The following is a 23,886-nucleotide window of genomic DNA, read 5'->3' on the forward strand; positions in this document are numbered from 1 at the left end:
CCCTAGTGGAATTTAACCATGTCCGCCCAAGCCGCCCGCGCGCCAGCGCCACAAACCCCGATCCTGCTGCGCGAGACCGTGGGCAGTATTGCGGTACTGACGCTCAATCGCCCCGCCGCGCGCAACAGCCTGTCTGAAGGGCTGATCGGCGAGTTGCACGCTGCGCTGAAGGACATCGCTGGCGACAAGTCGATCCGTGGCGTCGTGATCGCCGCCAATGGCCCTGCCTTCTCCGCCGGCCATGACATGAAAGAGTTGACCGCGCGCCGCACCGATCCCGATCGCGGCCGTGCCTATTTCGCAGAGATCATGACTGCGTGCAGCACGATGATGCAGGCTGTCGTGCAGCTGCCGAAGCCGGTGGTCGCTGCGGTCCAGGGCATTGCCACCGCGGCCGGCTGCCAGCTCGTCGCAAGCTGCGATCTTGCTGTCGCCTCCGAGACCGCGACGTTCGCGACGCCGGGCGTTGACATCGGCCTGTTCTGCTCGACGCCGATGGTGGCACTCTCGCGCAACGTGCCGCGCAAGCAGGCGATGGAGATGCTGCTCACCGGCGAGCCGATCTCGGCTGCCACCGCGCAAAGCATCGGGCTGATCAATCGCGTGGTGCCCGCAGGCACCGAACGCGAAGCCGCGATCGCGCTGGCGCAACAGGTCGCGCTGAAATCGGCCTACACCGTCAAGCTCGGCAAGGAGGCGTTCTACCGCCAGGCCGAGATGAGCCTCGCGGACGCCTATCGCTATGCCGCCGAGGTCATGACCGAGAACATGATGGCGCGCGACGCCGAAGAAGGCATCGGCGCCTTCATCGAAAAGCGCGAGCCGAAATGGCAGGACAAGTGACGCCCCCTTTGGGCGTCATTCCGGGGCTCGCGAAGCGAGAACCTGGAATCTCGAGATTCCGGGTCTGGTGCTAACGCACCATCCCGGAATGACAAACCGGAAGAAAAATGAACCACGACGCCTACGACGACGATTACATCCGCAGCATCCTCAACGGCGTGAAGTCGATCGCGATGGTCGGTGCCTCGCCGGTCAATGTGCGGCCGAGCTATTTTGCGTTCAAATACCTGGCGCAGCGCGGCTATGACATGATCCCGGTCAACCCCGGCCATGTCGGCAAGGCGCTGATGGGCAAACCGTTCGTGGCCTCGCTCGCCGACATCGACCGCCCGATCGACATGATCGATATCTTCCGCAATTCGAGCCACATCATGCCGGTGGTCGAAGAAGCGCTGAGATTGTCGCCGCCGCCGAAGGTGATCTGGATGCAACTCGGCGCGCGCGACGATGCCGCCGCCGAGAAGGCGGAAGCCGCGGGCCTCAAGGTCGTGATGAACCGCTGCCCGAAGATCGAATATGGCCGGCTGTCGTCGGAGATCTCCTGGATGGGCGTCAACTCGCGCACGCTGAGTTCCAAGCGCGCACCGGTTCCGACGCAGGGCATGCGGCTGTCGCTCAACCGCACGAGTTTTGGCGGCGGCCAGACTGCGGCCTCCGACCGCGCTGCAAAAAACAGGACAGAGACGACCTGACGCATCAGCGGAATAATCGTCGCGTGCAAATGGTATAGCGAAGCACGCTCGCCAACCTGCCTTGACGGCAGACATCGCCGCCATCAGCATGCCCGGCGTTTTCGACCAGGCCACAACAGGACACAAAGAATGACCGATCGCGTTCCGGGATTTTCCACCCTCGCCGTCCACGCCGGCGCGCAGCCTGATCCCACCACCGGCGCGCGGGCGACGCCGATCTACCAGACCACGTCATTCGTCTTCAACGACGCCGACCATGCCGCCTCGCTGTTCGGCCTGCAGGCGTTCGGCAACATCTATACCCGCATCGGCAACCCGACCAATGCGGTGCTCGAGGAGCGCGTCGCCGCGCTCGAAGGCGGCACCGCGGCGCTCGCGGTCGCCTCGGGTCACGCGGCGCAGCTCGTGGTGCTGCAGCAGCTGATGCGGCCCGGCGACGAGATCATCGCGGCACGCAAGCTCTATGGCGGCTCGATCAACCAGTTCACCCACGCCTTCAAGGCGTTCGGCTGGAACGTGGCCTGGGCCGATCCCGACGACATCGCAAGCTTCGAGCGCGCGGTGACGCCGCACACCAAGGCGATCTTCATCGAGTCGATCGCCAATCCCTCCGGCAGCATCACCGACATCGAAGCGATCGCAGCTGTCGCACGCAAGGCCGGCGTGCCGCTGATCGTCGACAACACGCTGGCCTCGCCCTATCTGATCAAGCCGATCGACCACGGCGCCGACATCGTCGTGCACTCGCTGACCAAGTTTTTGGGCGGTCACGGCAACTCGCTCGGCGGCATCATCGTCGATGCCGGCACCTTCGATTGGGCGAAGGACAACAAATATCCTGTCCTGAGCGAGCCGCGGCCGGAATATCACGGCATCAAGCTCCAGGAGACCTTCGGCAATTTCGCCTTCGCGATCGCCTGCCGCGTGCTCGGCCTGCGCGACCTCGGCCCGGCGCTGTCGCCGTTCAACGCCTTCATGATCCTGACCGGCATCGAGACGCTGCCGCTGCGCATGCAGAAGCACTGCGACAATGCCAAGGCGGTGGCGGAATTCCTCTCCGGCCATGCCAAGGTTTCGGCGGTGAATTATGCGGGCCTGCCCGGCGACAAGTACAACAATCTGCAGCGCAAATATGCGCCGAAGGGCGCCGGCGCGGTGTTCACCTTCAGCCTGAAGGGCGGCTACGAGGCCGGCGTCAATCTGGTGTCGAACCTGAAGCTGTTTTCGCATCTGGCCAATGTCGGCGACACCCGATCGCTGGTGATCCACCCGGCCTCCACTACCCACAGCCAGCTCGACGACGACGCCAAGGTGAAATCCGGCGCGGCGCCCGACGTGGTGCGGCTCTCGATCGGCATCGAGGACAAGGAAGACCTGTTCGCCGACCTCGACCAGGCCCTGAACGCCTGATCGTCTCCCAATTCCGGGGCGGTGCCCAGCACCGCTCCGGCGACTTTGCGGGAAACGGCAAGCCTCTCGTTAACGCCGATTCCGGCATAAAGTGGCATTGATTGGCTCCAGATGATTCGGGAGAGCATTGATGCTGCGCTGGATATTGCCGCTCGCGGTCACGCTATCAGCGATAGCGCCCGCCGACGCCGCCGATAGCATTGTCGCGACCAAACGCGCCGCGCGGCAACTTCCGCCCGGCCTGCCCCATGCGCACTACGGCTATCGCACCACGGTTGCGCCGCCGACCTATGTGCGGCGCGGACGCCAGCTCGTGATCGTCGAACCGGAAGTGATCCCGCTCAACTCGAGGCCTGTCGTCGTAATCGCGCCCGGTGAACCGCTGTTGCCGGGATCGTCCTCGCTGCCCGGCTATTACGGCAACCGCCATTCCTACAGCTACGGGGGCCCCTACTACGGCGGCGCCTATGTGGATTACTGGGATCGCCTACCCTACGCCTGCGGCATCTACGGCTACTGCTAGCGCGGGACGATCGCGTGGCAAGATCGCCGCAGAAAACTGGCACCTCCGCATCCGGGAACGCTGTGACCGCCGACCTCGTCGCGGTGCTGGTCGCCGTCACCGACGGCACGCCGAAGATCATGACCATCGCAGGCGGATCGGCGCTGCCGAGCGGCCCGTTCGAGTTCGCCCACCGCTCGCTGCAGACCGCCTTGCGGGCCTGGGTCGAGGCACAGACCGGCCACCCGCTCGGCTATGTCGAGCAGTTGTACACCTTCGCCGACCGCGGCCGGTCCGGCAACGCCAAGACCCCGCACAGCATCTCGATCAGCTATCTCGGTCTCACGCGGGAGGACAGGGTCGGCGAAGGTTTTGAGGCGCATTGGACCGGCTGGTACGACTATTTCCCCTGGGAGGATCATCGCGCCGGCGCACCGGCGTTCCTCGCCAAAATGCTGGCGCCGAAGCTGAAGGCGTGGGCGAAATCGGCGCCGTCGCCAGCGCTGCAGCGCGAGCGATGGCAGCGCTGCTCCATCACCTTCGGCCTTGAAGACCGCGACTGGAACGAGGAACTGGTGCTGCAGCGCTACGAGCTGCTCTACGAGGCGGCGCTGATCCCGGAAGCCGGACGGGAGAATGGCCGCGGGGCATCGATCGTGCCGGGCAAGCCGATGACCTCCGATCATCGCCGCATTCTCGCCACTGGAATCGCGCGGCTGCGCGCCAAGATCAAATACCGTCCGGTGGTGTTCGAGCTCCTGCCGGCCGAGTTCACCCTGCTGCAGCTGCAACGCAGTGTTGAGGCGCTTGCAGGCCGGCTGGTCCACAAGCAGAACTTCCGCCGCCTGATCGAGCAGCAGGAACTCGTTGAAGAAACTGGCGCAATCGCCGCTGATACCGTCGGGCGGCCGGCCAAGCTGTTCCGGTTCCGCCACGCCGTGCTGGCCGAACGAGCCGTCATCGGCACCAAGCTCCCGCTTTCGCGCACTTGACAGACCTTATGCTCAGGCTAAGTATAAGCCATCTTATGCTCAAGGAGAGTATAAATGGCCTCCCTCGATACCGCACTGCTCGCCCGCACCGCGCCGCTCTATGAGCGGGTCAAACGCGTCATCCCGCCGTTCGAATGGGCGACCTTCGCCGAGGATGTCGACGCGATCCTCGCGCTGAAGCGCCGCCGCAACGCGGTGGTGCTGGCGCATAATTACCAGACGCCGGAGATCTTCCACGGCGTTGCCGACATCGTCGGCGACAGCCTGCTGCTGGCGCGCGAAGCCACCAAGGTCGATGCCGATGTCATCGTGCTCGCCGGCGTGCACTTCATGGCCGAGACGGCCAAACTGTTGAATCCGGCCAAGACCGTGCTGATCCCCGATCTCAGGGCCGGTTGCTCGCTTGCGGATTCCATCACGGCGCAGGACGTGCAGCTGATGCGCGCGCGCTATCCGGACGCGCCCGTGATCGCCTATGTCAACACGTCGACCGCGGTGAAGGCCGAGTCCGACATTTGCTGCACCTCGGGCAATGCGCTCAAGGTCGTGGAATCGCTCGGCGTCGAGCGCGTCATCATGCTGCCCGATGAATATCTGGCGCAGAACATCGCCAAGCAGACGACGACGAAAATCATCGCCTGGAAGGGCCATTGCGAGGTGCATGAGCTCTTCACCGCAGACGACGTCCGCCAGCTCCGCGAGAATCATCCTGGGATCACCATCCTAGCGCATCCGGAGTGCCCGCCCGAGGTCGTGGCGGAAGCGGACTATTCGGGCTCGACCGCCGCAATGCAGTCGTTCGTGGAGACCAAACGCCCGCCGCGCGTCGTGCTGCTGACGGAATGCTCGATGAGCGACAATATCGCCGCCCTGCATCCCGATATCGACTTCGTCCGCCCCTGCAATCTCTGTCCGCACATGAAGCGGATCACGCTGAAGAACATCCGTCACGCGCTGGAAACCAATCAGCACGAAGTCACGATCGACCCCACGATCGCCGACCGCGCGCGACGTTCCGTCGAAAGGATGCTGGCGATATGAGCACTGATATGTCCGATCTGATCGGCCATCCCGTCATCATCGGTGGCGGCGCCGCCGGGCTGATGACCGCACTCGCACTCGCGCCTGAGCCGGTCGTGCTGCTGTCGAAGTCGCCGCTGGGCGCAGAGGCCTCCAGCATGTGGGCGCAGGGCGGCCTTGCCGCTGCTGTCGGCGCAGACGACGCGCCCACCCTCCATCTCACTGACACGATAGCGGCCGGTGCAGGCCTTTGTGATGAGGCCGCCGCAAGCCGGATCGTCCATGGCGCGCCCGGCGCCGTCGAGCGCCTCGCCAAGCTTGGCGTCGCCTTCGACCGCCGGCCCGACGGCGGCTGGCGCCTCGGGTTGGAGGCCGCGCATGGCCGCAACCGCATCGTGCACGCCACCGGTGACGGCACCGGGCGCGAGATTATGCGCGCGTTGATCGCCGAGGTCCGGCGCACGCCATCGATCACCCTGCTTGAAGGCGTCGAGGCGCGGAGGCTTCTGGTCGAGGACAACGCAGTCAGGGGCGTGCTGGCGGCGAGCGACCGCGGCGCGCTGACAATCGTCAGCAACCGCGTCGTGATCGCGACCGGCGGAATCGGTGGACTGTTCGCCGACAGCACCAATCCGGGCGGATGTTTCGGCCAGGGACTCGCGCTCGCCGCACATGCCGGCGCAAAACTCTCTGATCTCGAATTCGTCCAGTTTCATCCGACCGCGTTCGACGGGCCATCGCGGCCGATGCCGCTGCTGACCGAGGCGATCCGCGGCGACGGTGCGACGTTGATCGACGAGACTGGACACCGCTTCATGGCGGATCAGCCTGGCGCCGAGCTCGCCGCCCGCGACATCGTTGCGCGCGCGGTGTGGCGCCACCGCGCCGACGGACATCGCACCTTCCTCGATGCGCGCAAGAATCCGGGCGCGGATTTCGCACGGCGCTATCCCGTGATCAGCGCGTTCTGCAAGATGGCCGGTATCGATCCCGCTCATGATCCGATCCCGATCCGGCCGGCGGTCCACTATCACATGGGCGGTATCGCCGTGGACGGCGAAGGACGCAGCACGGTGCAGGGATTGTGGGCCTGCGGCGAAGCGGCGCGCACCGGGCTGCATGGCGCCAACCGGCTGGCGAGCAATTCATTGATGGAGGCGATCGTCTGCGCGCAATGGGTCGCAGCAAGCGTCGCCGGCACGCGCGCGGGCACGCCGGCGATGCCGCCCGCCGAGACAATTCCGCCGGCTGCCGATCCCGCGTATGTGCGTCCGATCCTCGCCCTGGGGCTCGGCGTGTTGCGCGATCGGGACGGGATCGAACGTACGATCCGCGGGCTCTATCCGCTCGCGCGCGGCCAGGGTGCGACATCCGATGCGGCATTGGTCGGCCTGATGATCGCCGTTGCCGCAGTCAGGCGCGAGGAAAGCCGCGGCGGCCATTTCCGCACCGATTTCCCGGACACCGCTCCGTCGGCCGTGCCGTCATCCTTCACCCGCACCGACGCGCTCGCTGCCGCGCGCGACATCGTCGAATCCGCGCCATCCGTCAGGAGTGCCAAATCATGACCCTCAATCCCCTGCTGCCGCTAATCTATGAGCCGATCGTGCAGACTGCGCTCCGCGAGGATCTCGGCCGCGCCGGTGATATCACCGCCGACGCGATCGTGCCTGCCAACCAGCAGGCCCGCTTGGTGATGCGGGCGCGTCAGCCCGGCATTGTCGCCGGGCTCGACGTCGCGTGCTCTGCCTTTCAGATGGTGTCGCCGGCAATCGAGCTTCGCGCCGAACGCCCCGACGGCAGCGCGGTCGAGCCCGACCAGGTCATCGCGATCATCGATGGCCCGGCGCGCAGCCTGCTGACCGCGGAGCGCACCGCGCTCAATTTTCTCTGCCATCTCAGCGGCGTCGCGACGGCGACCGCGACCCTCGTCAAGGCCGTCAAAGGTACGCGCGCGCAGATCGTCTGCACCCGCAAGACCATACCGGGATTGCGCGCGCTCGAAAAGTATGCGGTTCGCGCCGGCGGCGGCGGCAATCACCGCTTCGGGCTCGACGATGCGGTGCTGATCAAGGACAACCACATCGCACTCGCCGGCGGCATCCGCACGGCGGTCGAGCGGGCCAAGGCGAACACCGGCCATCTTGTGAAGATCGAGGTCGAGGTCGATACATTGTCGCAGCTCGAAGAGGTGCTGACGCTTGGCGTCGACGCCGTCCTGCTCGACAATATGACGACCGAGCAGCTCACGCAGGCGGTCGAGATGGCGCGCGGCAAGGCGATCACCGAGGCCTCCGGCCGGATCACCGCAGCGACCGCGGCAGCGATTGCTGCGACCGGCGTCGACCTGATCTCGGTCGGCTGGGTGACGCACAGCTCGGCCGCGCTCGATATCGGGCTGGATTACCTGTCGTAGCGGATCAGCCGGGCTGGCCGACGGGAACGAGCTTCGGCTGTTCCCGCTCGGTCCGGCGCGCACCGAGCCGCTCCACCTGCAGCACCGCGAACGTCAGCACGACGATGGCCACCGCCTGGTGCGTCAACGCCAGATCGATCGGCACCTGATGCAGCAGCGTCAGGATGCCGAGCGTCGCCTGCACCGTGATGGCGGCGACCAGCCACCAGGCGCCCGCGATCACGCCGCCTCCTGCGCGCGACCGGACAGCGTCGATGGCATGCGCGATTGCGAGCGCGAACAGCAGATAGGCGGTCATGCGATGCTCGAACTGGACGGTCAGCGTGTTGTCAAACAGATTGCGCCACCACGGCGTCTCGAACCAGAGACGGTCGGCCGACGGAACCAACGCGCCGTCGATTTCGGGCCAGGTATTGTAGACCCTGCCCGCACGCAGGCCTGCGACCAGCGCGCCGAAATAGAGCTGCACGAAGGTGAGCACGAGCAGCACGGCGCTGGTGATCCTCAACCTGATAGAAGCGATCGCGGGCGCGCGCTCCGTCAGCCGGCGCAGCGTCCAGACGATGGCGGCGAAGATCAGCAGCGCCAGCACCAGATGGGTCGCGAGCCGATACTGCGACACCTCGACGCGCTGCGACAGGCCTGATGCGACCATCCACCAGCCGACGGCGCCCTGCAGCGCGCCGAGCCCGAAGATCAGCCACAGCCGCCGCTTCAATTCGCCCCTCACCGCGCCACGCCACAGGAAATACAGGAACGGCAGCAGATAGGCGGCGCCAATCACCCGGCCGAGCAGCCGGTGGCTCCACTCCCACCAGAAGATCGTCTTGAACTCCGGAAGCGTCATCCCGGCGTTGAGCTCGCGATATTGCGGAATGGTCTTGTAGCCCTCGAACGCCTGCGTCCATTGCGCGTCCGTCAGCGGCGGCAGCGAGCCGCTGACCGGCTTCCATTCGACGATCGAGAGGCCCGACTCGGTCAGCCGCGTGGCGCCGCCGACCAGCACCATCAACGCGATCAGCGCCGCGACCGAGAACAGCCATATCCTGACGGCGCGGAGCTGCGGTGGCTTTGCGGACATACCGGCCATTTCGCCCTGACTTGATTGGATTTTCGGGACCCTTATAGTCCGCCGCGCCGACCGCGCAAGCACCACCGAGATCACGAGTTACACACATCCGCCATGACCATACGTACCCGCAAACTGCTCGGAACCATCGCCCTCCTCATCCTGGTCGTGGTGTGGTCGCTGTTCGGCATGACGATTGCGCAGACGCCATGGCTCGCCAATTCTGGACTGCTGCAGGCGATCTTCTACGTTGTCGCCGGGCTCGGCTGGGTACTGCCGGCAATGCCGATCATATCCTGGATGTTGCGGCCCGACCGCGCCCCAAACTGATCGCCGCCGTCACCCGCGCGTACCGCGCACCCGCGACTCGAAAAGCGAGGTCAAGAGCGCCGCGCGGTTGGGTCGGCCGATCAGAACGACGCCGTCGCCCTCGTTGATGATGGTGGTGTCCGGCGGCGCGGTAAACACGTCGCCGTCGGGGCGGTTGATCTGGACGATGAAGAACGCGCCCTTGGCCTGGCGCTCCAGCGCCGCAACCGTCATCCGCACCGCGGCACTCTGCGGCGCGGCGGTGACCATTTCCAGCTCGATGCCGAAATTGTGCAGCGTGCGCTGAAAGCCCTGCGAACGCTCCAGCCCCTCGATGAAGCGCGCCGATTCCTCGTGCAGGATCACCTCGGCAATGCGCTCCGCGCCGATCTGGGTCGGCAACACCACCTTGTCGGCGCCGGCCTGCAGCAGTTTGCTCTCGGTGGAGGCGCGTTCGCCGCGTGCCACGATTGACAGGTTCTGGTTGAGTGCCCGCGCGCTCAGCGTGATGAAGACGTTGACCGCGTCGTTGGAGAGCACGGTGGCGAGCGCCGCGGCCCGCATCACGCCGGCGGCCTGCAGCACCGTCTCGGACGAGGCGTCACCGTGGATGCAGAGGTAGCCCTGCGCACGGGCCTCCGCCGCGCGCGCCTCGCCCTCCTCGATCAGCACGAAGCCGGCGCTGGAGGCCCGCAGCGAGCGCGCCAGTACGGCACCGAGCCGCCCGAAACCGCAGACGATGACGTGGTCCTTGAGGTCGTCGATTTGCGAGTTCATGCGCTTCAGACCTATGGTTCGGTTGATCTGGCTTTGGGTGATCAGTTGCACCAGCGCGCCGGTGAGGAAGATGATCCCGGTGCAGCCGAACACGATCAGGCCGATGGTGATGACGTTGAGCGCCGGCGTGTTGATCGGCCGCACTTCGTTGTAACCGACGGTGTAGACGGTCACGACCACCATGTAGATGGCGTCGCGAAAGCTCCAGCCAACGCGCATGTAGGCGCCGGTGGCGATCGCCATCACCAGAAGCGTGTAGGCGATGACCGCGATGATGTTGCGCACCGGCGAGTCGAATAGCCCGGCCATGCGTGGGTTGTGCACGCGGCGGATCTGGCGCGGCCTCGGCCGGGCCGCGCGGCTCGCACGATCCGGGCCGGGGCTGGCCGGGTGGTGGAACGACGCCACGCGCGGGACGGCGTCCGAACCCGTCGTCGGCCGGCCCTCCTCGGTCATTGCACTTCCGCCCCGTTCCGCCCCATGGCGAAAACGATGCACAAAATGTGCCCAGCTATTTTTTTTATATGTTGGCTGGTCGAGAATAGCACCGCACGATAGATCGGGACTCAGTCCCGCGCAGTGCGCGTCGGCTGCACCGGCGCGAACATGACGCCCGACAGCAGCACCCGCATCATCCGCAACGAGCGCACCCGCCCGTCCCAGGAAATGCGCGGCAACGCGTAAAGATTGGTGCGTCCCTGCGCCTCGACGATTCCAGGCAACGACGACACGGCACTGGCAAAGCCGGCCTCCTCCGCCATCACCACGTGTTGGCGACGAAACGACTCACGGTCGCCGAAGGGAAAGGCGAAATGCCTGACGTCGCGCCGGAACGCAGTCTCCGCCACCGCCTTCCCCATCGCCATTTCGCGCCGCGCGTCTGACTCCCTGAGGTTCGACAGCGCCGGATAGTTCACGGTGGCGCAGCCGAACGTCACCTTCGGATCCGCGGCCAGCTTCGCCAGATCCTCCCAATCCAGCGACATCCCGCGCGACAATTGCGCGAGGTCGACCGAATAGCGTTTGGCGAGATCGTTGATCGCAAACGACAGGTCCGGCGGCGCCAGCTTGCGCATCCAGCTAAACAGAACGTCGAACAGCTCGTATTTGTCGGACGCCTTCGGGACCAGAAAGTGCTGCTCCCTGCCCTCGATCATCAGGCTGATGCGGGCCTCCCGTGCGATGACGTCCTTGAGCGCCAGCCACCAGGCCTCACCGACGCCGTCGGGAAAGGCGGTCGGCAGGTACAGAGTGAAGGGAACGCCGTGCCCGGCCAGCACGGGATAGGCATGTCTGATGAAATCCTTGGTGCCGCCATCGAAAGTCAGGCAGGCAAAGCGCCGCCGCTCGGGCAACGTCACGGCGCGCCGACACGCCTCGTCGATCCCGACGATGTCGTAGTTCCAGCGCTTCAGCGCGTGGATCGTGCGATGGAGGAATTCTGGCGTGATCTCCCGGGACTTGAGCGGCTGGAACCGGGCGGTCCTGGCTGGCCGGACCCGTTCGAAGCGCAGGATCACCCCGGCGCCGCCGGCCTCGCGCTCCCTCAGCCGGAAGGCCCCGCTGAAATAGGCGAGCTCCATCTGCGCCCGCCGCAAAAGCCCATTTTCCGACGCCAAGGTCCCGCCCCCGTCCGGCGGCTCCCGCGCGCCGGCCGCCGTATTGTTATTACTCTTTGTTGACATTTCCCTGCGAAGGTCCCGCCCCAGAACTGTAAATAAATACCTGCCAAGAACGGGTTTAAGAACGGGTTCCGGGATGACGATGGCTGCTGCGGTCGAGGGCCAGAGGACGGATTCACGGGCGTGGTCGACAGCAAGCCGCATCGCCGGCGTCGACGTTTTCCATGATCTCACTGCTGCTGAGCCGATCTGGCGCGACTTCGAGACGTCGCGGCAATCCTTCACTCCCTATCAGCGCTTTGACTTCCTCGCCGCCTGGCAACGGCAGGTCGGCGAGCGCGAGGGCCTGCGCCCGTTCGTCGTCGTCGCCCATGACGCCGAACGCCGGCCGCTGATGCTGCTGCCGCTCGCCATCGAACGGCGCCTGGGCGCGCGGTGCGCGAGTTTCATGGGCGGCAAGCATGCGACCTTCAACATGCCGTTGTGCGACAAGGACTTCGCCGCCAACGCGACCGAAGCTGATATGACCGCGCTGATCACTTCGATCGCGGAGCGATCCCGCGTCGATGCACTGGCGCTGCATCAGCAACCGCTGCGCTGGCAGGACCTGCCGAACCCGCTGGCGCTGCTGCCGCACCAGCCCTCCGTCAACGATTGCCCGCTGCTCGTGATGGAAGCGGGTGCGGCGCCCACGGCGCTGATCAGCAATTCGTTCCGCAGCCGGCTGAAGGGCAAGGCACGCAAGCTGCAGGCGCTGCCCGGCTACCGCTATCACATTGCAACCGAGAGCGCCGATATCAGCCGCCTGCTCGACTGGTTCTTCCGTGTCAAGCCACTGCGGATGGCCGAGCAGAAGCTGCCGGACGTGTTCGCCGAGCCCGGCATCGAGCAATTCATTCGCGCCGCCTGCCTGACGCCGCTCGCTGACGGCGATCGCCATGCGATCGACATCCATGCGCTGGAATGCGACGATGAGGTGATCGCGATCTTCGCCGGTGTCGCTGACGGTCATCGGTTCTCGATGATGTTCAACACCTACACGATGTCGGCCAATTCGAAATTCAGCCCGGGCCTGATCCTGATGCGCGACATGATCGATCGCCATGCCGGCGAGGATTACCGCGGCTTCGACCTCGGCATCGGCTCGGACGAGTACAAGCGGCTGTTCTGCAAGGATGACGAAGCGATCTTCGACAGCTTCATTCCGCTCAGCCTGCGCGGAAAACTGGCGGCGGGCGCGCTGTCGGGCTTCAATCGCGCCAAGCGCTCGGTCAAGCACAACGCGGCCCTGCTCGAGATCGCGCAGAACCTGCGCAGCATGTTCCGCTGAAGCTTGGCATTTCGGCTCACGCGACGATCTGCCGAACGCCCTCATTGAGCGTTGAGCCTTAGGACGAGCCGATCGACGTCGATCGGCCGTTCGGCACGCCTTGGGCTGGGCAGTTTGACAGACATGGCCACGGCTTTTCGCCATCCTGCCCCGCCAGGTTCCAACATTCATGCCGCGCTGCATCATGACGGTTGCACCGTGGCTGCGTTCCCAACTGCCATTGATCGCACGCCTGTCGACTACCCACCGAGGAACGCGTAGCTTGCAAGCACAAGCAAAATGCGGCCGCAGCCTCACCGCGAGCCAAACCAAAAACTCAAGGGGATGGGAACGATGACCGATACCGTCGAAAAGCGCGCCATCGGCAAGATCATGCGGCGGCTGATCCCGTTCCTGATCCTGTGTTACTTCGTGGCCTATCTCGATCGCGTCAATGTCGGCTTCGCCAAGCTGCACATGAACACCTCGCTCGGCTTGAGCGAGGCAGCGTTCGGGCTCGGCGCCGGTCTGTTCTTCATCGGCTACTTCTTCTTCGAAGTGCCCTCCAACATCCTGCTGGAACGATTTGGCGCGCGGCGCTGGATCGCCCGCATCATGATCAGCTGGGGCATCGTATCCGCGGCATTTGCATTCATTCCATCGATGTCTGCGGCAAGCGGAATCTCGAGCACGTGGATCTTCTACTTCCTGCGCCTGCTGCTCGGCGCCTGCGAAGCCGGCTTCTTTCCCGGCATCATCTTCTATCTGACCCTCTGGTTTCCCTCGGTGTACCGCGCCCGCGTCATCAGCCTGTTCATGCTCGCGATACCGATCTCGAGCATCGTCGGCTCGCCGATATCGGGACTGCTGCTCAACCTGTCGGGGATGGGCTTGCAAGGCTGGCAGTGGCTGTTCGTCTGCGAAGCGTTGCCGTCAGTCCTGGTCGGCTTCGCCGTCCTGATGTTCCTGCCGGACTTCCCGCGTCAGGCGACCTGGCTGCAGCCGGACGAGATCAGCTGGATTCAGAACACCCTCGAATTCGAGCGGCAGCGAACGGTACAGAATGAGCATATTTCGGTTCTACAGTCGCTGACCGACCCGCGAATTCTGGCCTGCGCCGCCGTCTACTTCTGCCTCAATGCCGCCAGTTACGGCGTCGCGTTCTTCCTGCCGACCATCATCAAGGCGTTTGGCGTCACGGACACTCAGACTGGACTGATCGCGGCACTCCCCTTCGTGTTCGGCGCGATCGGCATGGTGCTGCTCGGCCGTCATTCCGACCAGACCGGTGAGAGGAAGCTTCATGTCGCCGGAGCTCTGGTGCTTGCGGCTGTCGGGATCGGGTTGGCCGGACTGGTGTCGAACCCGGTCATGGTCATCGCCCTGCTCTGCCTGGCGCAGATCGGCGTCTCGGCGGTGCCTCCGATGTTCTGGCCGATGCCGGCGGGTATGCTGACCGGTGCCTCGGCGGCCGCAGGAATTGCCGCCATCAACTCGCTCGGCAATCTGTCGGGCTTCGCCGGCCCCTTCGCGATGGGATACCTGAAGGATCTCACGGGCGGATTTACCGCGGGGCTATTGTTGCTCGCGGCGGTGGGACTGGTCGGCGCCGTGATCGCGATCAGGCTGCGGATCGAGCCGGTGCTCGAGCGGAGCGCCCGCGAACCCGTATTGGCGCATTAAACCTTGAACGAGCCCGTCAGGCCGCCACCACCCGTGGCGGCACGGCGACCTCCGACGGCTGACACGGCTTGCTCAGCATCGTCACCTCGGAGAACCCGACCGCCCTGAGCTGGTCGACCATCAGCCGGCGTGCATCCTGCGCCATCGCGGCGTCGGGCACGACGATGGCCTGCGCCTGCTTGGTCAAGAGGTCGGCGGGCAGATCGACGGCCGAGCCGGCGTCGAGCAGAACGTGGTCGTAAACCCTGAGCAACGCATCGATCGCAAGCGTCAGCCGGGGCGACTGCAGCTGCGTGCGGTCGAAGCCCGGACGGCCGGCGCTGACCAGCTGAACGCGGGACTGCCGGTCCTTGGTGATGATCTGCGCAAACGTCGCCTCGCCCTGCATCAGCTCGGCAAGCCCCGGCGACGCCGGATCGACCGAGGCGGCCAGCATCGTCGGCGAAGATGCGACGAGATCGACCAGCACGACCTTGGCCTGACGGGCGATCAGGCGGGCGAGCGTGAGCGCGGTCAGCGTGACGCTCTCGCCGGAAGCCGTGCCGAGGATCGTGACCTTGTGCGCGGCGGCACCGGCTTCGACCAGACGCGTCGCGACGTCGTCGATTTCGCCGGCCGACGCGGCACGCGACGGTGGCGGCTCGCTGGTCGCGCGTTCGGGCGCGGCCATAGGTTCTGAAGAAAATTTGGGTTCTGAAGAAAATTTGGGCTCTGAAGAAAGCTGGGGCTCCGGCGACAGTTGGGGCTCGAGAGGCCGTTGGGGTTGCGGCAGTTCGGGTGCTAGCGACAGCTCCGGCTGATCCTCGACCACAGTCTCCATGACCGTCTCGCGGCGCCTGACCGTTGCCGCGACCGGCGCGAACGCGCGGGCGACCGCAGCCGGCGTCGACACGCGCAGCAGCTCGCCGGTGATGATGATGCCGGACGACAGCAGCAGCGTCGCCAGCGTCGCGATCAGCACGATCGGCAGCTTCTTCGGATAGGCCGGCGTATTGGATACCGTGGCGCGCGAGATGATGCGGCCGTCGGTCGGCGCGCCGTCGATATTCTCGCGGGCGGTCGCCTCGCGGTACTTGGCGAGATAGGATTCCAGCAGGTCGCGCTGCGCCTTGGCCTCACGCTCGAGCGCGCGGAGTTGCACGTCCTGGCCGTTGGTCGATGTCGCCTGCTTCTTCACCTGGTCGAGGCTCGTGGACAGCGCCTCGACCCGGCCGCCGGCGACACGGGCATCATTGTCCAGCGAGCGCGACACCTTGCTCGCCTCTTCGCGCAACTGCCGATCGAGATCCGCGAGCTGCGCCTTCAGTTCCTTGATGCGCGGATGGTTGTCGAGCAGCGTCGAGGACTGCTCGGCAAGCTGCGCGCGCAGCGTCACGCGCTGCTCGGACAGCCTGCGGATCAGCTCGGAATTGAGCACCTCCGACGCCTCGATCGGCTTGTTGCCCTGGATCATTTCGCGGATCAGGCGCGCCTTGGTCTCGGTATCCGCCTTCTGCGCGCGGGCATTGTTGAGCTGCGTGTTCAGCTCGCCCATCTGCTGGTTGGACAGCGTGGTGTTGTTGGTGCCGACGAACAGGCTCGATTTCGAGCGGAAATCGTCGGCGCGCGATTCGGAATCCGAGACCTTCTTGCGCAGACCGTCGATCTCGCCCGAGAGCCAGGTGCTGGCGGATTTCGCCTGGTCCTGCCGCGCCGACTGCTGCAGCACAAGATAACCGTCGGCGATCGAGTTGGCGACGCGCGCGGCCAGATCGGGATCCTGGGACTGAAACTCAATCACCATGACGCGGGACTTGTCGACCGCATAGGCGCTGAAGCGCTCGTAATAGGCATCGAGCACCCGCTCTTCCGGGGTCAGGCTGAATGGGTCACGGCCGATGCCGAACAGTGCCAGCAGCGACTTCAGCGGCGAGAAGCCTTGCAGCACCGGATCGAACTCCGGGCGCTCCGCGAGCTTGTTCTTCTTGATGATCTCGCGCGCAAGATCGCGCGACAGCAACAGCTGTACCTGACTGGTCACCGCCTCCGCGTCGAGCGCGGTGCGTTCCTGGTTCTGCTCGCCGTTCGGCCGCAGGAAGGAGTTCTCGCGGCCATCGATCAGGATACGCGCTTCGGACTTGTAGCGCGGCGTGACCAGATTGACGGCGACCAGCGACAGCGTAAGGGCGAGCACCGTTGGAACGACGATCCAGCCGCGCTTGCGCCCCAGCGCCTTGCCAAGCGCATGCAGATCGAGATCGCCCGCCTCCGATGTCCCGACAGGCTTGACGGAAACCGGCTTGGCGGGAGCCTCGAGGGCAACGGGCGCTGGCTTCGGCAACGCCCGTTGCACGACGGTCTCTTCCTTGCCTTTACGCCAAAACGCAAACCGCATCACACACTCCCGCGGACGCCGCGACTCCACCTCAACCTGGGCGATTACACTCCATTAAGGTTGCCGCTGGGTTAATCGGCCGCCAGGCCAAGGCAAAACGCGCAGGCCCGCCACGTCCACGGTCATTATTTGTTAACCATGAGCACCGTTAATCGGGACGGATATTTTCTGCGGGATTCCTTAGCGATGCGCGAGCTGCGCGCCCCCATTGTTTGTCTGATTGCTGCGCTCGCGCTGTCGGGCTGCATGAGCACGACCGGTCCGGTCGCCGTCGCGCCGGCCCCGATTGGCTATGCCGAGCCCGTACCAGTGCGTATCGACAGCGGCTATCATCTCGACGCCGGCGACAGGCTACGCGTCGTGGTCTACGGCCAGGAAGGCCTCACCAACACCTATGCGATCGATGCCGCCGGTTCGATCACCATGCCGCTGATCGGGTCGGTGCCGGCACGCGGCCGCACGCCGGCCGGGCTCGCCGGCGAGATCGCCGCGCGGCTGCGCAACGGCTACATCCGCGAGCCCTCGGTCGCAGTTGAGATCGACGCCTACCGCCCCTTCTTCATCCTCGGTGAAGTCGCAGCCCCCGGCCAATACCCTTACGTGCCCAACATGACGGTGGAGAGCGCAGTGGCGATCGCCGGCGGATTCTCGCCGCGCGCCAAGCGCGATGCTGTCACCGTCACCCACACCGATGCGTCCGGTTCGGGCCGCTTTATCGTTCCGCCGGGGACGCCGATCGGCCCGGGTGACACCGTGTTCGTCAGCGAACGCTGGTTCTGAGCCGTGACGCAAGACATGGCGCAAGATCAAACGCAGGAACGGCCGCTTCGCATTCTGCATGTCGTCCGCGCTCCGGTCGGCGGCATCTTCCGCCACATCCTCGACGTCGCCAATGGCCAGATCGAACGCGGTCATTATGTCGGCATCGTCGCCGACAGCCTCACCGGCGGCACGCGCGCGGATGCGGCGCTCGCCGAAATCGCGCCCCGCCTCAAGCTCGGCGTCCACCGCGTCGCAATCCGCCGCGAGCCGCGTTTCGCCGATGTCACGGTCTGGGCGAGCATCATCGGCCTGATCTGGAAGCTGAAGCCCGATGTCCTGCATGGCCACGGCGCCAAGGCCGGCGCCTATGTCCGGCTGCGGCCGCGCTCGAAAAAGACCATCCGGGTCTACACGCCGCATGGCGGCTCGCTGCACTACCCGCTCGACACGCTGAAAGGCAAATTCTACAGCCAGCTCGAGCGCACGCTGAAGGACAGCACCGACCTGTTCCTGTTCGAGAGCGCGTTTGCCCGCAACACCTATCAGCGCACCGTCGGCGTGCCTTCTGGGCTGGTGCGCTGCGTGTTCAACGGCGTCACCGCGGAAGAATTCGAGCCGGTACCCAAGGCCGACGATGCCACCGACATCGTCTATGTCGGCGAGTTCAGGCACATCAAGGGCGCCGACCTCCTGATCGACGCGGTGGCCAAGCTGCGGGCCGACGGCAAGCCGGTGACGCTGACCTTGGGCGGCGACGGCGAGGAAACCGAAACGCTGAAGGCGCAGGTCAAGCGGCTGTCGCTCGGTGGCGCCGTCCGCTTCATCGGCCACGTCAAGGCCCGTTACGGCTTCTCCAAGGGCAGCCTGCTGGTCGTCCCGTCGCGCGGCGATTCGATGCCTTATGTGGTGATCGAGGCCGCCGCGGCCGGCGTTCCGATGATCGCGGCCAATGTCGGCGGGATCCCGGAGATCTTCGATAGCCACACCGACGCCCTGTTCGCCCCCAGCAACGTCGCCGCGATGGCTGACGCCATCAAGGCCGCACTCGACGATCCCCAGGCGACCGCAGCGCGGGCACAAAAGCTGCGCGAGCGGATCTCCGAGCATTTCTCGCAAAGTGCGATGGTCGAAGGCGTGCTGTCCGGCTACCGCGACGCATTTGCCAAACGTTAACCATTTCTTACCCGTGTAACCGTTTCTTCTGATTTGTCCCGTTAAGTCAGCCTTGGGGATATTCGCCCCTGCGCCCGCATGCCTATCTGCATGCGCAGGAATGGACGTGGACACGTGGAACCGCTCAACGCACGCTCGATGCTGGATGCCGCCGCGGCGGCAACGATCGGTCAATCGGCGGCCGGACAGCCGCAGGTCGAACGACGACGGCGTCTGTCGCCGGCCGCGCTCACCGTCACCAACGAGAAAGTCCGCAGCGCCTACTCACCGATCGTGATCGCAGGCGCAGTCCGCGTCGCCGATTTCCTGTTGCTGAGCCTGATCGGCGTCGGCATCTACTTCGCCTATGTGGTGCCGCACACCGGGCTTCACTGGGACTACATCGCCGCGATCGTCGCCATGGCGCTATCAGCGGTGATCTGCTTCCAGGCCGCCGACATCTATCAGGTCCAGGTCTTCCGCGGCCAGCTCCGCCAGATGACGCTGATGATCTCGTCATGGTCGTTCGTGTTCCTGCTGTTCATCGGCGTATCCTTTCTGTCCAAGCTTGGCGGCGAGGTGTCGCGGGTCTGGCTGTCGTCGTTCTTCTTCATTGGCCTCGCGGCGCTGATCGTCGAACGGCTCGCGCTGCGCGCGATGGTGCGCGCCTGGGCGCGCGACGGCCGTCTCGACCGCCGCACCATCATCGTCGGCGCCGACCAGAACGGCGAACAGCTCGTCGAAGCGCTCAAGGTCCAGGAAGATTCCGACATCCACATGCTCGGCGTGTTCGACGATCGCAATGACGCCCGCGCCATGGACACCTGCGCCGGCAGCCCGAAGCTCGGCAAGGTCGACGACATCGTCGAATTCGCCCGCCGGACCCGCGTCGATCTCGTGCTGTTCGCGCTGCCGATCTCGGCGGAGACGCGCATCCTGGAAATGCTGAAGAAGCTGTGGGTGCTGCCGGTCGACATCCGCCTGTCGGCGCACACCAACAAGCTGCGCTTCCGCCCCCGCTCCTACTCCTATCTCGGCAAGGTGCCGACGCTGGACGTGTTCGAGGCGCCGATCACCGACTGGGACCTGGTGATGAAATGGCTGTTCGACCACGTGGTCGGCGGACTGATCCTGCTCGCCGCCCTCCCCGTGATGGGACTGGTGGCGCTCGCGGTCCGGCTCGACAGCCCGGGTCCGGTGCTGTTCCGGCAGAAACGCTTCGGCTTCAACAACGAGCGGATCGACGTCTACAAGTTCCGCTCGCTCTATCATCATCAGGCCGATCCCACGGCCTCGAAGGTGGTCACCAAAAACGATCCGCGCGTTACCCGCGTCGGCCGCTTCATCCGCAAGACCTCGCTCGACGAGCTGCCGCAACTGTTCAACGTCGTGCTGGAGGGCAATCTCTCGCTGGTCGGGCCGCGCCCGCACGCGGTGCAGGGCAAGCTGCAGAACCGCCTGTTCGACGAGGCCGTCGACGGCTACTTCGCCCGTCATCGCGTCAAGCCCGGCATCACCGGCTGGGCGCAGGTCAACGGCTGGCGCGGCGAGGTCGACACCGACGAGAAGATCCAGAAGCGCGTCGAATTCGATCTCTATTACATCGAGAACTGGTCGGTGCTGTTCGACCTCTACATTCTCCTGAAGACGCCGTTCGCGCTGCTGACCAAGAACGAGAACGCGTACTGAAAGCCGAAACTAGTTGTCGTCATTGCGAGCGCAGCGAAGCAATCCATGACGCGCTGAAGAGCAGATGGATTGCTTCGTCGCTTCGCTCCTCGCAATGACGGGAGTGAGCGTGTCCTGGTGTTGCGTTGCGTGAGTATCCGATGGCCTATGCGGCGGCAGCCGGGACGTCCTATCAGCCGGTCACGGCTCCGCCGGGCGTGCTGGCGTTGCAGCGGGCGCTGGTGTGGCTGGCCGGCGCGTCCGGTGCGATCGTGTTCATCGAGCCGAGCCCGTACGAACTCGTCACGCTGACTGCCTGCGTCGTATTCTTCGGAACGGGCGTGCGGATGCGGCTTGTCTTCATGCCGCTGTTGTTCGCGCTGATCCTGCTCAATATCGGCTACAGCATCGGCGCCATTCCGTTCCTCGACAGGCCGGAGGTGATGAACTGGATCTTCACCTCCTGGTACATGGCAATCACCGTCATCTTCTTCGCGATGGTGATCTCGGAGGACACCGAAGCGCGCCTCGACATGCTGCGCCGCGGCTTGATCGTCGGCGCGATGATCGCCTCGATCTCGGGTGTCGCCGGCTATTTCCACCTGGTACCCGGCGGCTATGACCTGCTGACCCTGTACGACCGCGCCCGCGGCACCTTCAAGGATCCGAACGTGCTCGGCGCGTTCCTGATTCTGCCGGCGCTGTTCGCGTTGCAGAGCGTCGTCTCCGACCGGTTCGGCAAGGCATTCCGCAACGCGATCGCCTTTTGCATCATGGCGCTCGCGGTGCTGCTGGCGTTCTCGCGCGCCGCCTGGGGCGGCCTGGTGATCACCTCGGCGTTCATGCTGGCGCTGATGGTGCTGACCAGCCGTTCGCCGAAACAGCGCTCGCGCATCATCGTGATGGCACTGGTCGCCGTGATCCTCGCGGCGGTCCTGCTGGCCGTGCTGCTGTCATTCGATTCGATCGCGGAGATGTTCAAGCAGCGCGCGAGCTTCGACCAGAGCTACGACGAAGGCCGGTTCGGCCGGTTCGGCCGCCACATCCTCGGCGCCCAGATGGCGCTCGAGATGCCGTTCGGCATCGGGCCGCTGCAATTTCACACCTATTTCCCCGAAGACACCCACAATTCCTATCTCAACGCCTTCATGTCGGGCGGCTGGATCTCGGGCGTCTGCTATCCGGCGCTGGTTTTCGTCAGCGTAATCATGGGCTTCCGCTATGTCTTCGTGCGGGTGCCCTGGCAGCGCACCTACCTCGCGATCTTCTCCGCCTTCCTTGGCACCGTCGGCGAAAGCTTCATCATCGACACCGACCATTGGCGGCACTTCTGGATGATGCTGGGCACGATGTGGGGCATGTATGCCGCGGCCGAGCGCTATCGGAGCACGGCGCCTGTCAGCGCCGGGACTTCGGCGGCACCTTGAGACCGGCGCGCTGCTCGGGCGGCGTCTCGATCACCTTCTTCAGCGCCTCGGTTGCCTCCAGCACGCCCTTGTAGCCGTCATTGGCGAAGCGCAGCAGCAACCGCAACTCCTCGTCGGTGTAGCGGCTCCACAGCTTGTGCATCGCCTGCTGCATCGGCACGTAGAACTTGCCGATCTCGGCGCCCTTTTCCTCCACCACCGAGATGAAGACCTTGCGGCGATCGCTCTCGTCCCGCTCGCGGCGCACGTAGCCCGCCTTCTCCAGGCGATCCACCACGCCGGTGATGGCGCCCGTGGTCAGCCCGGTCACCTCAGCGAGACGCCCGGCGGTGACCCGCCCCTCGAGGTTGAGGAAGTCCATGCATTCCATGTCGGAATTGGAAATTCCTGCCATGTTCGCAACGGCTTGACCGTACATCACGCCCTGGGCGGACGACCGCCGCATCGCCTCCTCGAGCTCCTGCAGCAAGGCATCACGTGCGTTCGGGCTTGACAAAGCCGATTTCATATCTTAGTTCCTGATTATCTTAGTAGCTAAGAATATTAGATATTGACCTTTCCTAACCCACACGGATGCACGGAGCAAGGCATGACCCAACGTCCTCGTAAAGCCCTGATCATCGGCGCCGGCATCGCAGGTCCGGTCACCGCGATGTTCCTGAGGCGCGCCGGCATCGAAGCCGAGCTCTATGAAGCCTGGCCCTACTCCACCGGCATCGGCGGCGGCCTGCAGATCGCTCCGAACGGCATGCATGTGCTGGCCGAGCTCGGCCTTGCCGACGAGCTGATCAGCCGCGGCTCGATTGCCGAATCCTTCGACTTCTACTCGCAGGCCGGCAAGAAGCTCGGCTCGCTCAATCGCAACATGCGAGAGCGATTCGGCCAACCCGCGGTGAACATGTGCCGCGCGACCTTGAGCGAGACGCTGATCGACAAGGCCTGGTCGGCGAGCGTCGGGGTGTTCTTCGAGAAGCGATTGGTGAAGATCGAGGACCGTGGCGACCAGCCCGTCATCGCCACCTTCGCCGACGGCACGACCGCCGAGGGCGATTTCGTGATCGGCGCCGATGGCCTGCATTCGGCGGTGCGACAGCATGTGGTGCCGGACGGGCCGACGCCGTTCGATACCGGGCTGATCGGCTTCGGCGGCTTCGTGCCGCGCGCGGTGTTCGCAAACCGGCCGATCGGACAGCGCCTGGAAACCACGTTCGGGCAAAGCGGCTTCTTCGGCTACGGCTTCTGCAGCCCCGATCCCGATGACGGCGCGATGTGGTGGAGCACGCAGCCGTCGCACGGCATGACGGCGGCGGCCTACCGCATGATGAGCCAGGATGCGCTCAAGCAGCATTTGCGCGACTTCCATGCCGGCTGGCACGATCCGATCCCTGACATCATCGAGGCGGCCGAGAACATCGTGGTGACAGACACGCTCGACGTCGCAACCCTGCCGACCTGGTCGCGCAAGCGAACGCTTCTGATCGGCGATGCCGCGCACGCCACCAGCCCGCACGCCGGACAGGGTGCGTCGCTGGCGCTGGAAGACGCGATGCGGCTCGGGCTGCTGATGCTTGACGGCCAGGAGCTCAGCCTGACCTTCCAGGCCTTCGAGCACGAGCGGCGTCCGCGCGCCGAAAAGATCGTGGCGATGGCCCGTCGCAACGGCAACAGCAAGCGCGAATTCAGCCCGACCGGCGCCTGGATCCGCGATCACATGATCAAGCTGCTGCTGCCGCTGTCCGCCAAGGGAATGGATTTTATGTACGCGTACGATCCGCGGGCGGCGGCGTAGCGACGACTGTCATCCCCCGCGCAGGCGGGGGACCCAGTACGCCGCGGCCTATCGATCGATCACTACTGTC

The 23,886-nt window shown here is 65.2% G+C and carries 21 protein-coding genes; 16 read left to right on the forward strand and 5 right to left on the reverse strand.

Annotated features, from left to right (window positions below; genetic code table 11):
- The first annotated feature begins 18 nt into the window (after nucleotides 1-18).
- From UP09_RS32950 to nadC, 8 genes are all read left to right on the forward strand, one after another.
- On the forward strand, nucleotides 19-843 hold the full coding sequence (locus UP09_RS32950; RefSeq protein ID WP_044542460.1) for an enoyl-CoA hydratase: 825 nt from the start codon (nucleotides 19-21) through the stop codon (nucleotides 841-843).
- Between the two features lie 107 nt (nucleotides 844-950).
- Nucleotides 951-1,535 carry a CoA-binding protein gene (locus tag UP09_RS32955; RefSeq protein WP_044542461.1) on the forward strand — a complete coding sequence of 195 codons (585 nt, stop codon included), beginning with the start codon at nucleotides 951-953 and terminating at the stop codon, nucleotides 1,533-1,535.
- Nucleotides 1,536-1,664: 129 nt separating this feature from the next.
- Nucleotides 1,665-2,945 (forward strand): O-acetylhomoserine aminocarboxypropyltransferase, encoded by a 1,281-nt coding sequence (locus UP09_RS32960; RefSeq protein WP_044542462.1) that lies wholly within the window; start codon nucleotides 1,665-1,667, stop codon nucleotides 2,943-2,945.
- 130 nt (nucleotides 2,946-3,075) lie between these two features.
- A complete protein-coding gene (locus tag UP09_RS32965) occupies nucleotides 3,076-3,468 on the forward strand; it encodes a hypothetical protein (RefSeq protein ID WP_044542463.1) in 393 nt (130 codons plus the stop codon).
- Between the two features lie 14 nt (nucleotides 3,469-3,482).
- Nucleotides 3,483-4,439, forward strand: a complete 957-nt coding sequence (locus UP09_RS32970) for an NUDIX hydrolase (RefSeq protein ID WP_044542464.1) — start codon at nucleotides 3,483-3,485, stop codon at nucleotides 4,437-4,439.
- Between the two features lie 54 nt (nucleotides 4,440-4,493).
- The gene (gene nadA / locus UP09_RS32975) at nucleotides 4,494-5,480 is read left to right on the forward strand and encodes a quinolinate synthase NadA (protein ID WP_044542465.1); all 987 of its coding nucleotides are present in this window, start codon (nucleotides 4,494-4,496) and stop codon (nucleotides 5,478-5,480) included.
- Nucleotides 5,477-7,027, forward strand: a complete 1,551-nt coding sequence (locus UP09_RS32980) for an L-aspartate oxidase (RefSeq protein ID WP_044542466.1) — start codon at nucleotides 5,477-5,479, stop codon at nucleotides 7,025-7,027. The genes nadA and UP09_RS32980 overlap by 4 nt, the downstream gene beginning before the upstream one ends.
- Nucleotides 7,024-7,875 carry a carboxylating nicotinate-nucleotide diphosphorylase gene (nadC, locus tag UP09_RS32985; RefSeq protein WP_044542467.1) on the forward strand — a complete coding sequence of 284 codons (852 nt, stop codon included), beginning with the start codon at nucleotides 7,024-7,026 and terminating at the stop codon, nucleotides 7,873-7,875. The genes UP09_RS32980 and nadC overlap by 4 nt, the downstream gene beginning before the upstream one ends.
- A gap of 4 nt (nucleotides 7,876-7,879) precedes the next feature.
- Here the strand turns inward: nadC and UP09_RS32990 are convergent, their stop codons facing one another.
- On the reverse strand, nucleotides 7,880-8,956 hold the full coding sequence (locus UP09_RS32990; RefSeq protein WP_502689103.1) for a COX15/CtaA family protein: 1,077 nt from the start codon (nucleotides 8,954-8,956) through the stop codon (nucleotides 7,880-7,882).
- 102 nt (nucleotides 8,957-9,058) lie between these two features.
- Between UP09_RS32990 and UP09_RS32995 the strand changes: the two genes are divergently transcribed.
- Nucleotides 9,059-9,274, forward strand: a complete 216-nt coding sequence (locus UP09_RS32995; RefSeq protein WP_044542469.1) for a DUF2842 domain-containing protein — start codon at nucleotides 9,059-9,061, stop codon at nucleotides 9,272-9,274.
- A 9-nt stretch (nucleotides 9,275-9,283) separates the two neighbouring features.
- Here the strand turns inward: UP09_RS32995 and UP09_RS33000 are convergent, their stop codons facing one another.
- Together UP09_RS33000 and UP09_RS33005 are read right to left on the reverse strand one after the other, a co-directional pair.
- Complete coding sequence (locus UP09_RS33000) at nucleotides 9,284-10,486, reverse strand: potassium channel family protein (RefSeq protein ID WP_245302314.1); 1,203 nt, start codon at nucleotides 10,484-10,486, stop codon at nucleotides 9,284-9,286.
- Nucleotides 10,487-10,596: 110 nt separating this feature from the next.
- Nucleotides 10,597-11,613, reverse strand: a complete 1,017-nt coding sequence (locus tag UP09_RS33005) for a polysaccharide deacetylase family protein (protein ID WP_044542470.1) — start codon at nucleotides 11,611-11,613, stop codon at nucleotides 10,597-10,599.
- A gap of 175 nt (nucleotides 11,614-11,788) precedes the next feature.
- Between UP09_RS33005 and UP09_RS33010 the strand changes: the two genes are divergently transcribed.
- Together UP09_RS33010 and UP09_RS33015 are read left to right on the forward strand one after the other, a co-directional pair.
- A complete protein-coding gene (locus tag UP09_RS33010; RefSeq protein ID WP_044542471.1) occupies nucleotides 11,789-12,982 on the forward strand; it encodes a GNAT family N-acetyltransferase in 1,194 nt (397 codons plus the stop codon).
- 324 nt (nucleotides 12,983-13,306) lie between these two features.
- Complete coding sequence (locus UP09_RS33015; protein WP_052833280.1) at nucleotides 13,307-14,644, forward strand: MFS transporter; 1,338 nt, start codon at nucleotides 13,307-13,309, stop codon at nucleotides 14,642-14,644.
- A 16-nt stretch (nucleotides 14,645-14,660) separates the two neighbouring features.
- Here UP09_RS33015 and UP09_RS33020 read toward each other — a convergent pair whose 3' ends face one another.
- The gene (locus tag UP09_RS33020; protein WP_044542472.1) at nucleotides 14,661-17,018 is read right to left on the reverse strand and encodes a GumC family protein; all 2,358 of its coding nucleotides are present in this window, start codon (nucleotides 17,016-17,018) and stop codon (nucleotides 14,661-14,663) included.
- Between the two features lie 186 nt (nucleotides 17,019-17,204).
- Here UP09_RS33020 and UP09_RS33025 point away from each other — a divergent pair, with 186 nt between their 5' ends.
- The 4 genes from UP09_RS33025 to UP09_RS33040 all read left to right on the forward strand — a co-directional run bounded on the left by UP09_RS33025 (nucleotide 17,205) and on the right by UP09_RS33040 (nucleotide 22,027).
- A complete protein-coding gene (locus tag UP09_RS33025; RefSeq protein ID WP_044542473.1) occupies nucleotides 17,205-17,798 on the forward strand; it encodes a polysaccharide biosynthesis/export family protein in 594 nt (197 codons plus the stop codon).
- 15 nt (nucleotides 17,799-17,813) lie between these two features.
- Complete coding sequence (locus UP09_RS33030; protein ID WP_044542474.1) at nucleotides 17,814-18,953, forward strand: glycosyltransferase family 4 protein; 1,140 nt, start codon at nucleotides 17,814-17,816, stop codon at nucleotides 18,951-18,953.
- A 114-nt stretch (nucleotides 18,954-19,067) separates the two neighbouring features.
- On the forward strand, nucleotides 19,068-20,621 hold the full coding sequence (locus UP09_RS33035; protein WP_044542475.1) for an undecaprenyl-phosphate glucose phosphotransferase: 1,554 nt from the start codon (nucleotides 19,068-19,070) through the stop codon (nucleotides 20,619-20,621).
- Nucleotides 20,622-20,761: 140 nt separating this feature from the next.
- Nucleotides 20,762-22,027 carry an O-antigen ligase family protein gene (locus UP09_RS33040; protein WP_044542738.1) on the forward strand — a complete coding sequence of 422 codons (1,266 nt, stop codon included), beginning with the start codon at nucleotides 20,762-20,764 and terminating at the stop codon, nucleotides 22,025-22,027.
- On the opposite strand, the gene UP09_RS33045 is transcribed toward UP09_RS33040, so the two are convergent.
- The gene (locus UP09_RS33045) at nucleotides 21,999-22,535 is read right to left on the reverse strand and encodes a MarR family winged helix-turn-helix transcriptional regulator (RefSeq protein ID WP_156164893.1); all 537 of its coding nucleotides are present in this window, start codon (nucleotides 22,533-22,535) and stop codon (nucleotides 21,999-22,001) included. The two genes, UP09_RS33040 and UP09_RS33045, sit on opposite strands and share 29 nt — an antisense overlap.
- A gap of 81 nt (nucleotides 22,536-22,616) precedes the next feature.
- Between UP09_RS33045 and UP09_RS33050 the strand changes: the two genes are divergently transcribed.
- A complete protein-coding gene (locus UP09_RS33050; protein WP_044542476.1) occupies nucleotides 22,617-23,816 on the forward strand; it encodes an FAD-dependent oxidoreductase in 1,200 nt (399 codons plus the stop codon).
- Nucleotides 23,817-23,886: the final 70 nt, after the last annotated feature.

It is taken from the genome of Bradyrhizobium sp. LTSP885 (assembly GCF_000938305.1).
Taxonomy (GTDB): Bacteria; Pseudomonadota; Alphaproteobacteria; order Rhizobiales; family Xanthobacteraceae; genus Bradyrhizobium.

What these genes read in the sequence shown, in the direction of transcription:
- UP09_RS32950 (WP_044542460.1), top strand. Translation starts at nt 19, where the DNA reads ATGTCCGCCCAAGCCGCCCGCGCGCCAGCGCCACAAACCCCGATCCTG.
- UP09_RS32955 (WP_044542461.1), top strand. Translation starts at nt 951, where the DNA reads ATGAACCACGACGCCTACGACGACGATTACATCCGCAGCATCCTCAAC.
- UP09_RS32960 (WP_044542462.1), top strand. Translation starts at nt 1,665, where the DNA reads ATGACCGATCGCGTTCCGGGATTTTCCACCCTCGCCGTCCACGCCGGC.
- UP09_RS32965 (WP_044542463.1), top strand. Translation starts at nt 3,076, where the DNA reads ATGCTGCGCTGGATATTGCCGCTCGCGGTCACGCTATCAGCGATAGCG.
- nadA (WP_044542465.1), top strand. Translation starts at nt 4,494, where the DNA reads ATGGCCTCCCTCGATACCGCACTGCTCGCCCGCACCGCGCCGCTCTAT.
- UP09_RS32980 (WP_044542466.1), top strand. Translation starts at nt 5,477, where the DNA reads ATGAGCACTGATATGTCCGATCTGATCGGCCATCCCGTCATCATCGGT.
- nadC (WP_044542467.1), top strand. Translation starts at nt 7,024, where the DNA reads ATGACCCTCAATCCCCTGCTGCCGCTAATCTATGAGCCGATCGTGCAG.
- UP09_RS32990 (WP_502689103.1), bottom strand. Translation starts at nt 8,956, where the DNA reads ATGTCCGCAAAGCCACCGCAGCTCCGCGCCGTCAGGATATGGCTGTTC.
- UP09_RS32995 (WP_044542469.1), top strand. Translation starts at nt 9,059, where the DNA reads ATGACCATACGTACCCGCAAACTGCTCGGAACCATCGCCCTCCTCATC.
- UP09_RS33000 (WP_245302314.1), bottom strand. Translation starts at nt 10,486, where the DNA reads ATGACCGAGGAGGGCCGGCCGACGACGGGTTCGGACGCCGTCCCGCGC.
- UP09_RS33005 (WP_044542470.1), bottom strand. Translation starts at nt 11,613, where the DNA reads ATGGAGCTCGCCTATTTCAGCGGGGCCTTCCGGCTGAGGGAGCGCGAG.
- UP09_RS33010 (WP_044542471.1), top strand. Translation starts at nt 11,789, where the DNA reads ATGACGATGGCTGCTGCGGTCGAGGGCCAGAGGACGGATTCACGGGCG.
- UP09_RS33015 (WP_052833280.1), top strand. Translation starts at nt 13,307, where the DNA reads ATGGGAACGATGACCGATACCGTCGAAAAGCGCGCCATCGGCAAGATC.
- UP09_RS33020 (WP_044542472.1), bottom strand. Translation starts at nt 17,018, where the DNA reads ATGCGGTTTGCGTTTTGGCGTAAAGGCAAGGAAGAGACCGTCGTGCAA.
- UP09_RS33025 (WP_044542473.1), top strand. Translation starts at nt 17,205, where the DNA reads ATGCGCGAGCTGCGCGCCCCCATTGTTTGTCTGATTGCTGCGCTCGCG.
- UP09_RS33030 (WP_044542474.1), top strand. Translation starts at nt 17,814, where the DNA reads ATGGCGCAAGATCAAACGCAGGAACGGCCGCTTCGCATTCTGCATGTC.
- UP09_RS33040 (WP_044542738.1), top strand. Translation starts at nt 20,762, where the DNA reads ATGGCCTATGCGGCGGCAGCCGGGACGTCCTATCAGCCGGTCACGGCT.
- UP09_RS33045 (WP_156164893.1), bottom strand. Translation starts at nt 22,535, where the DNA reads ATGAAATCGGCTTTGTCAAGCCCGAACGCACGTGATGCCTTGCTGCAG.
- UP09_RS33050 (WP_044542476.1), top strand. Translation starts at nt 22,617, where the DNA reads ATGACCCAACGTCCTCGTAAAGCCCTGATCATCGGCGCCGGCATCGCA.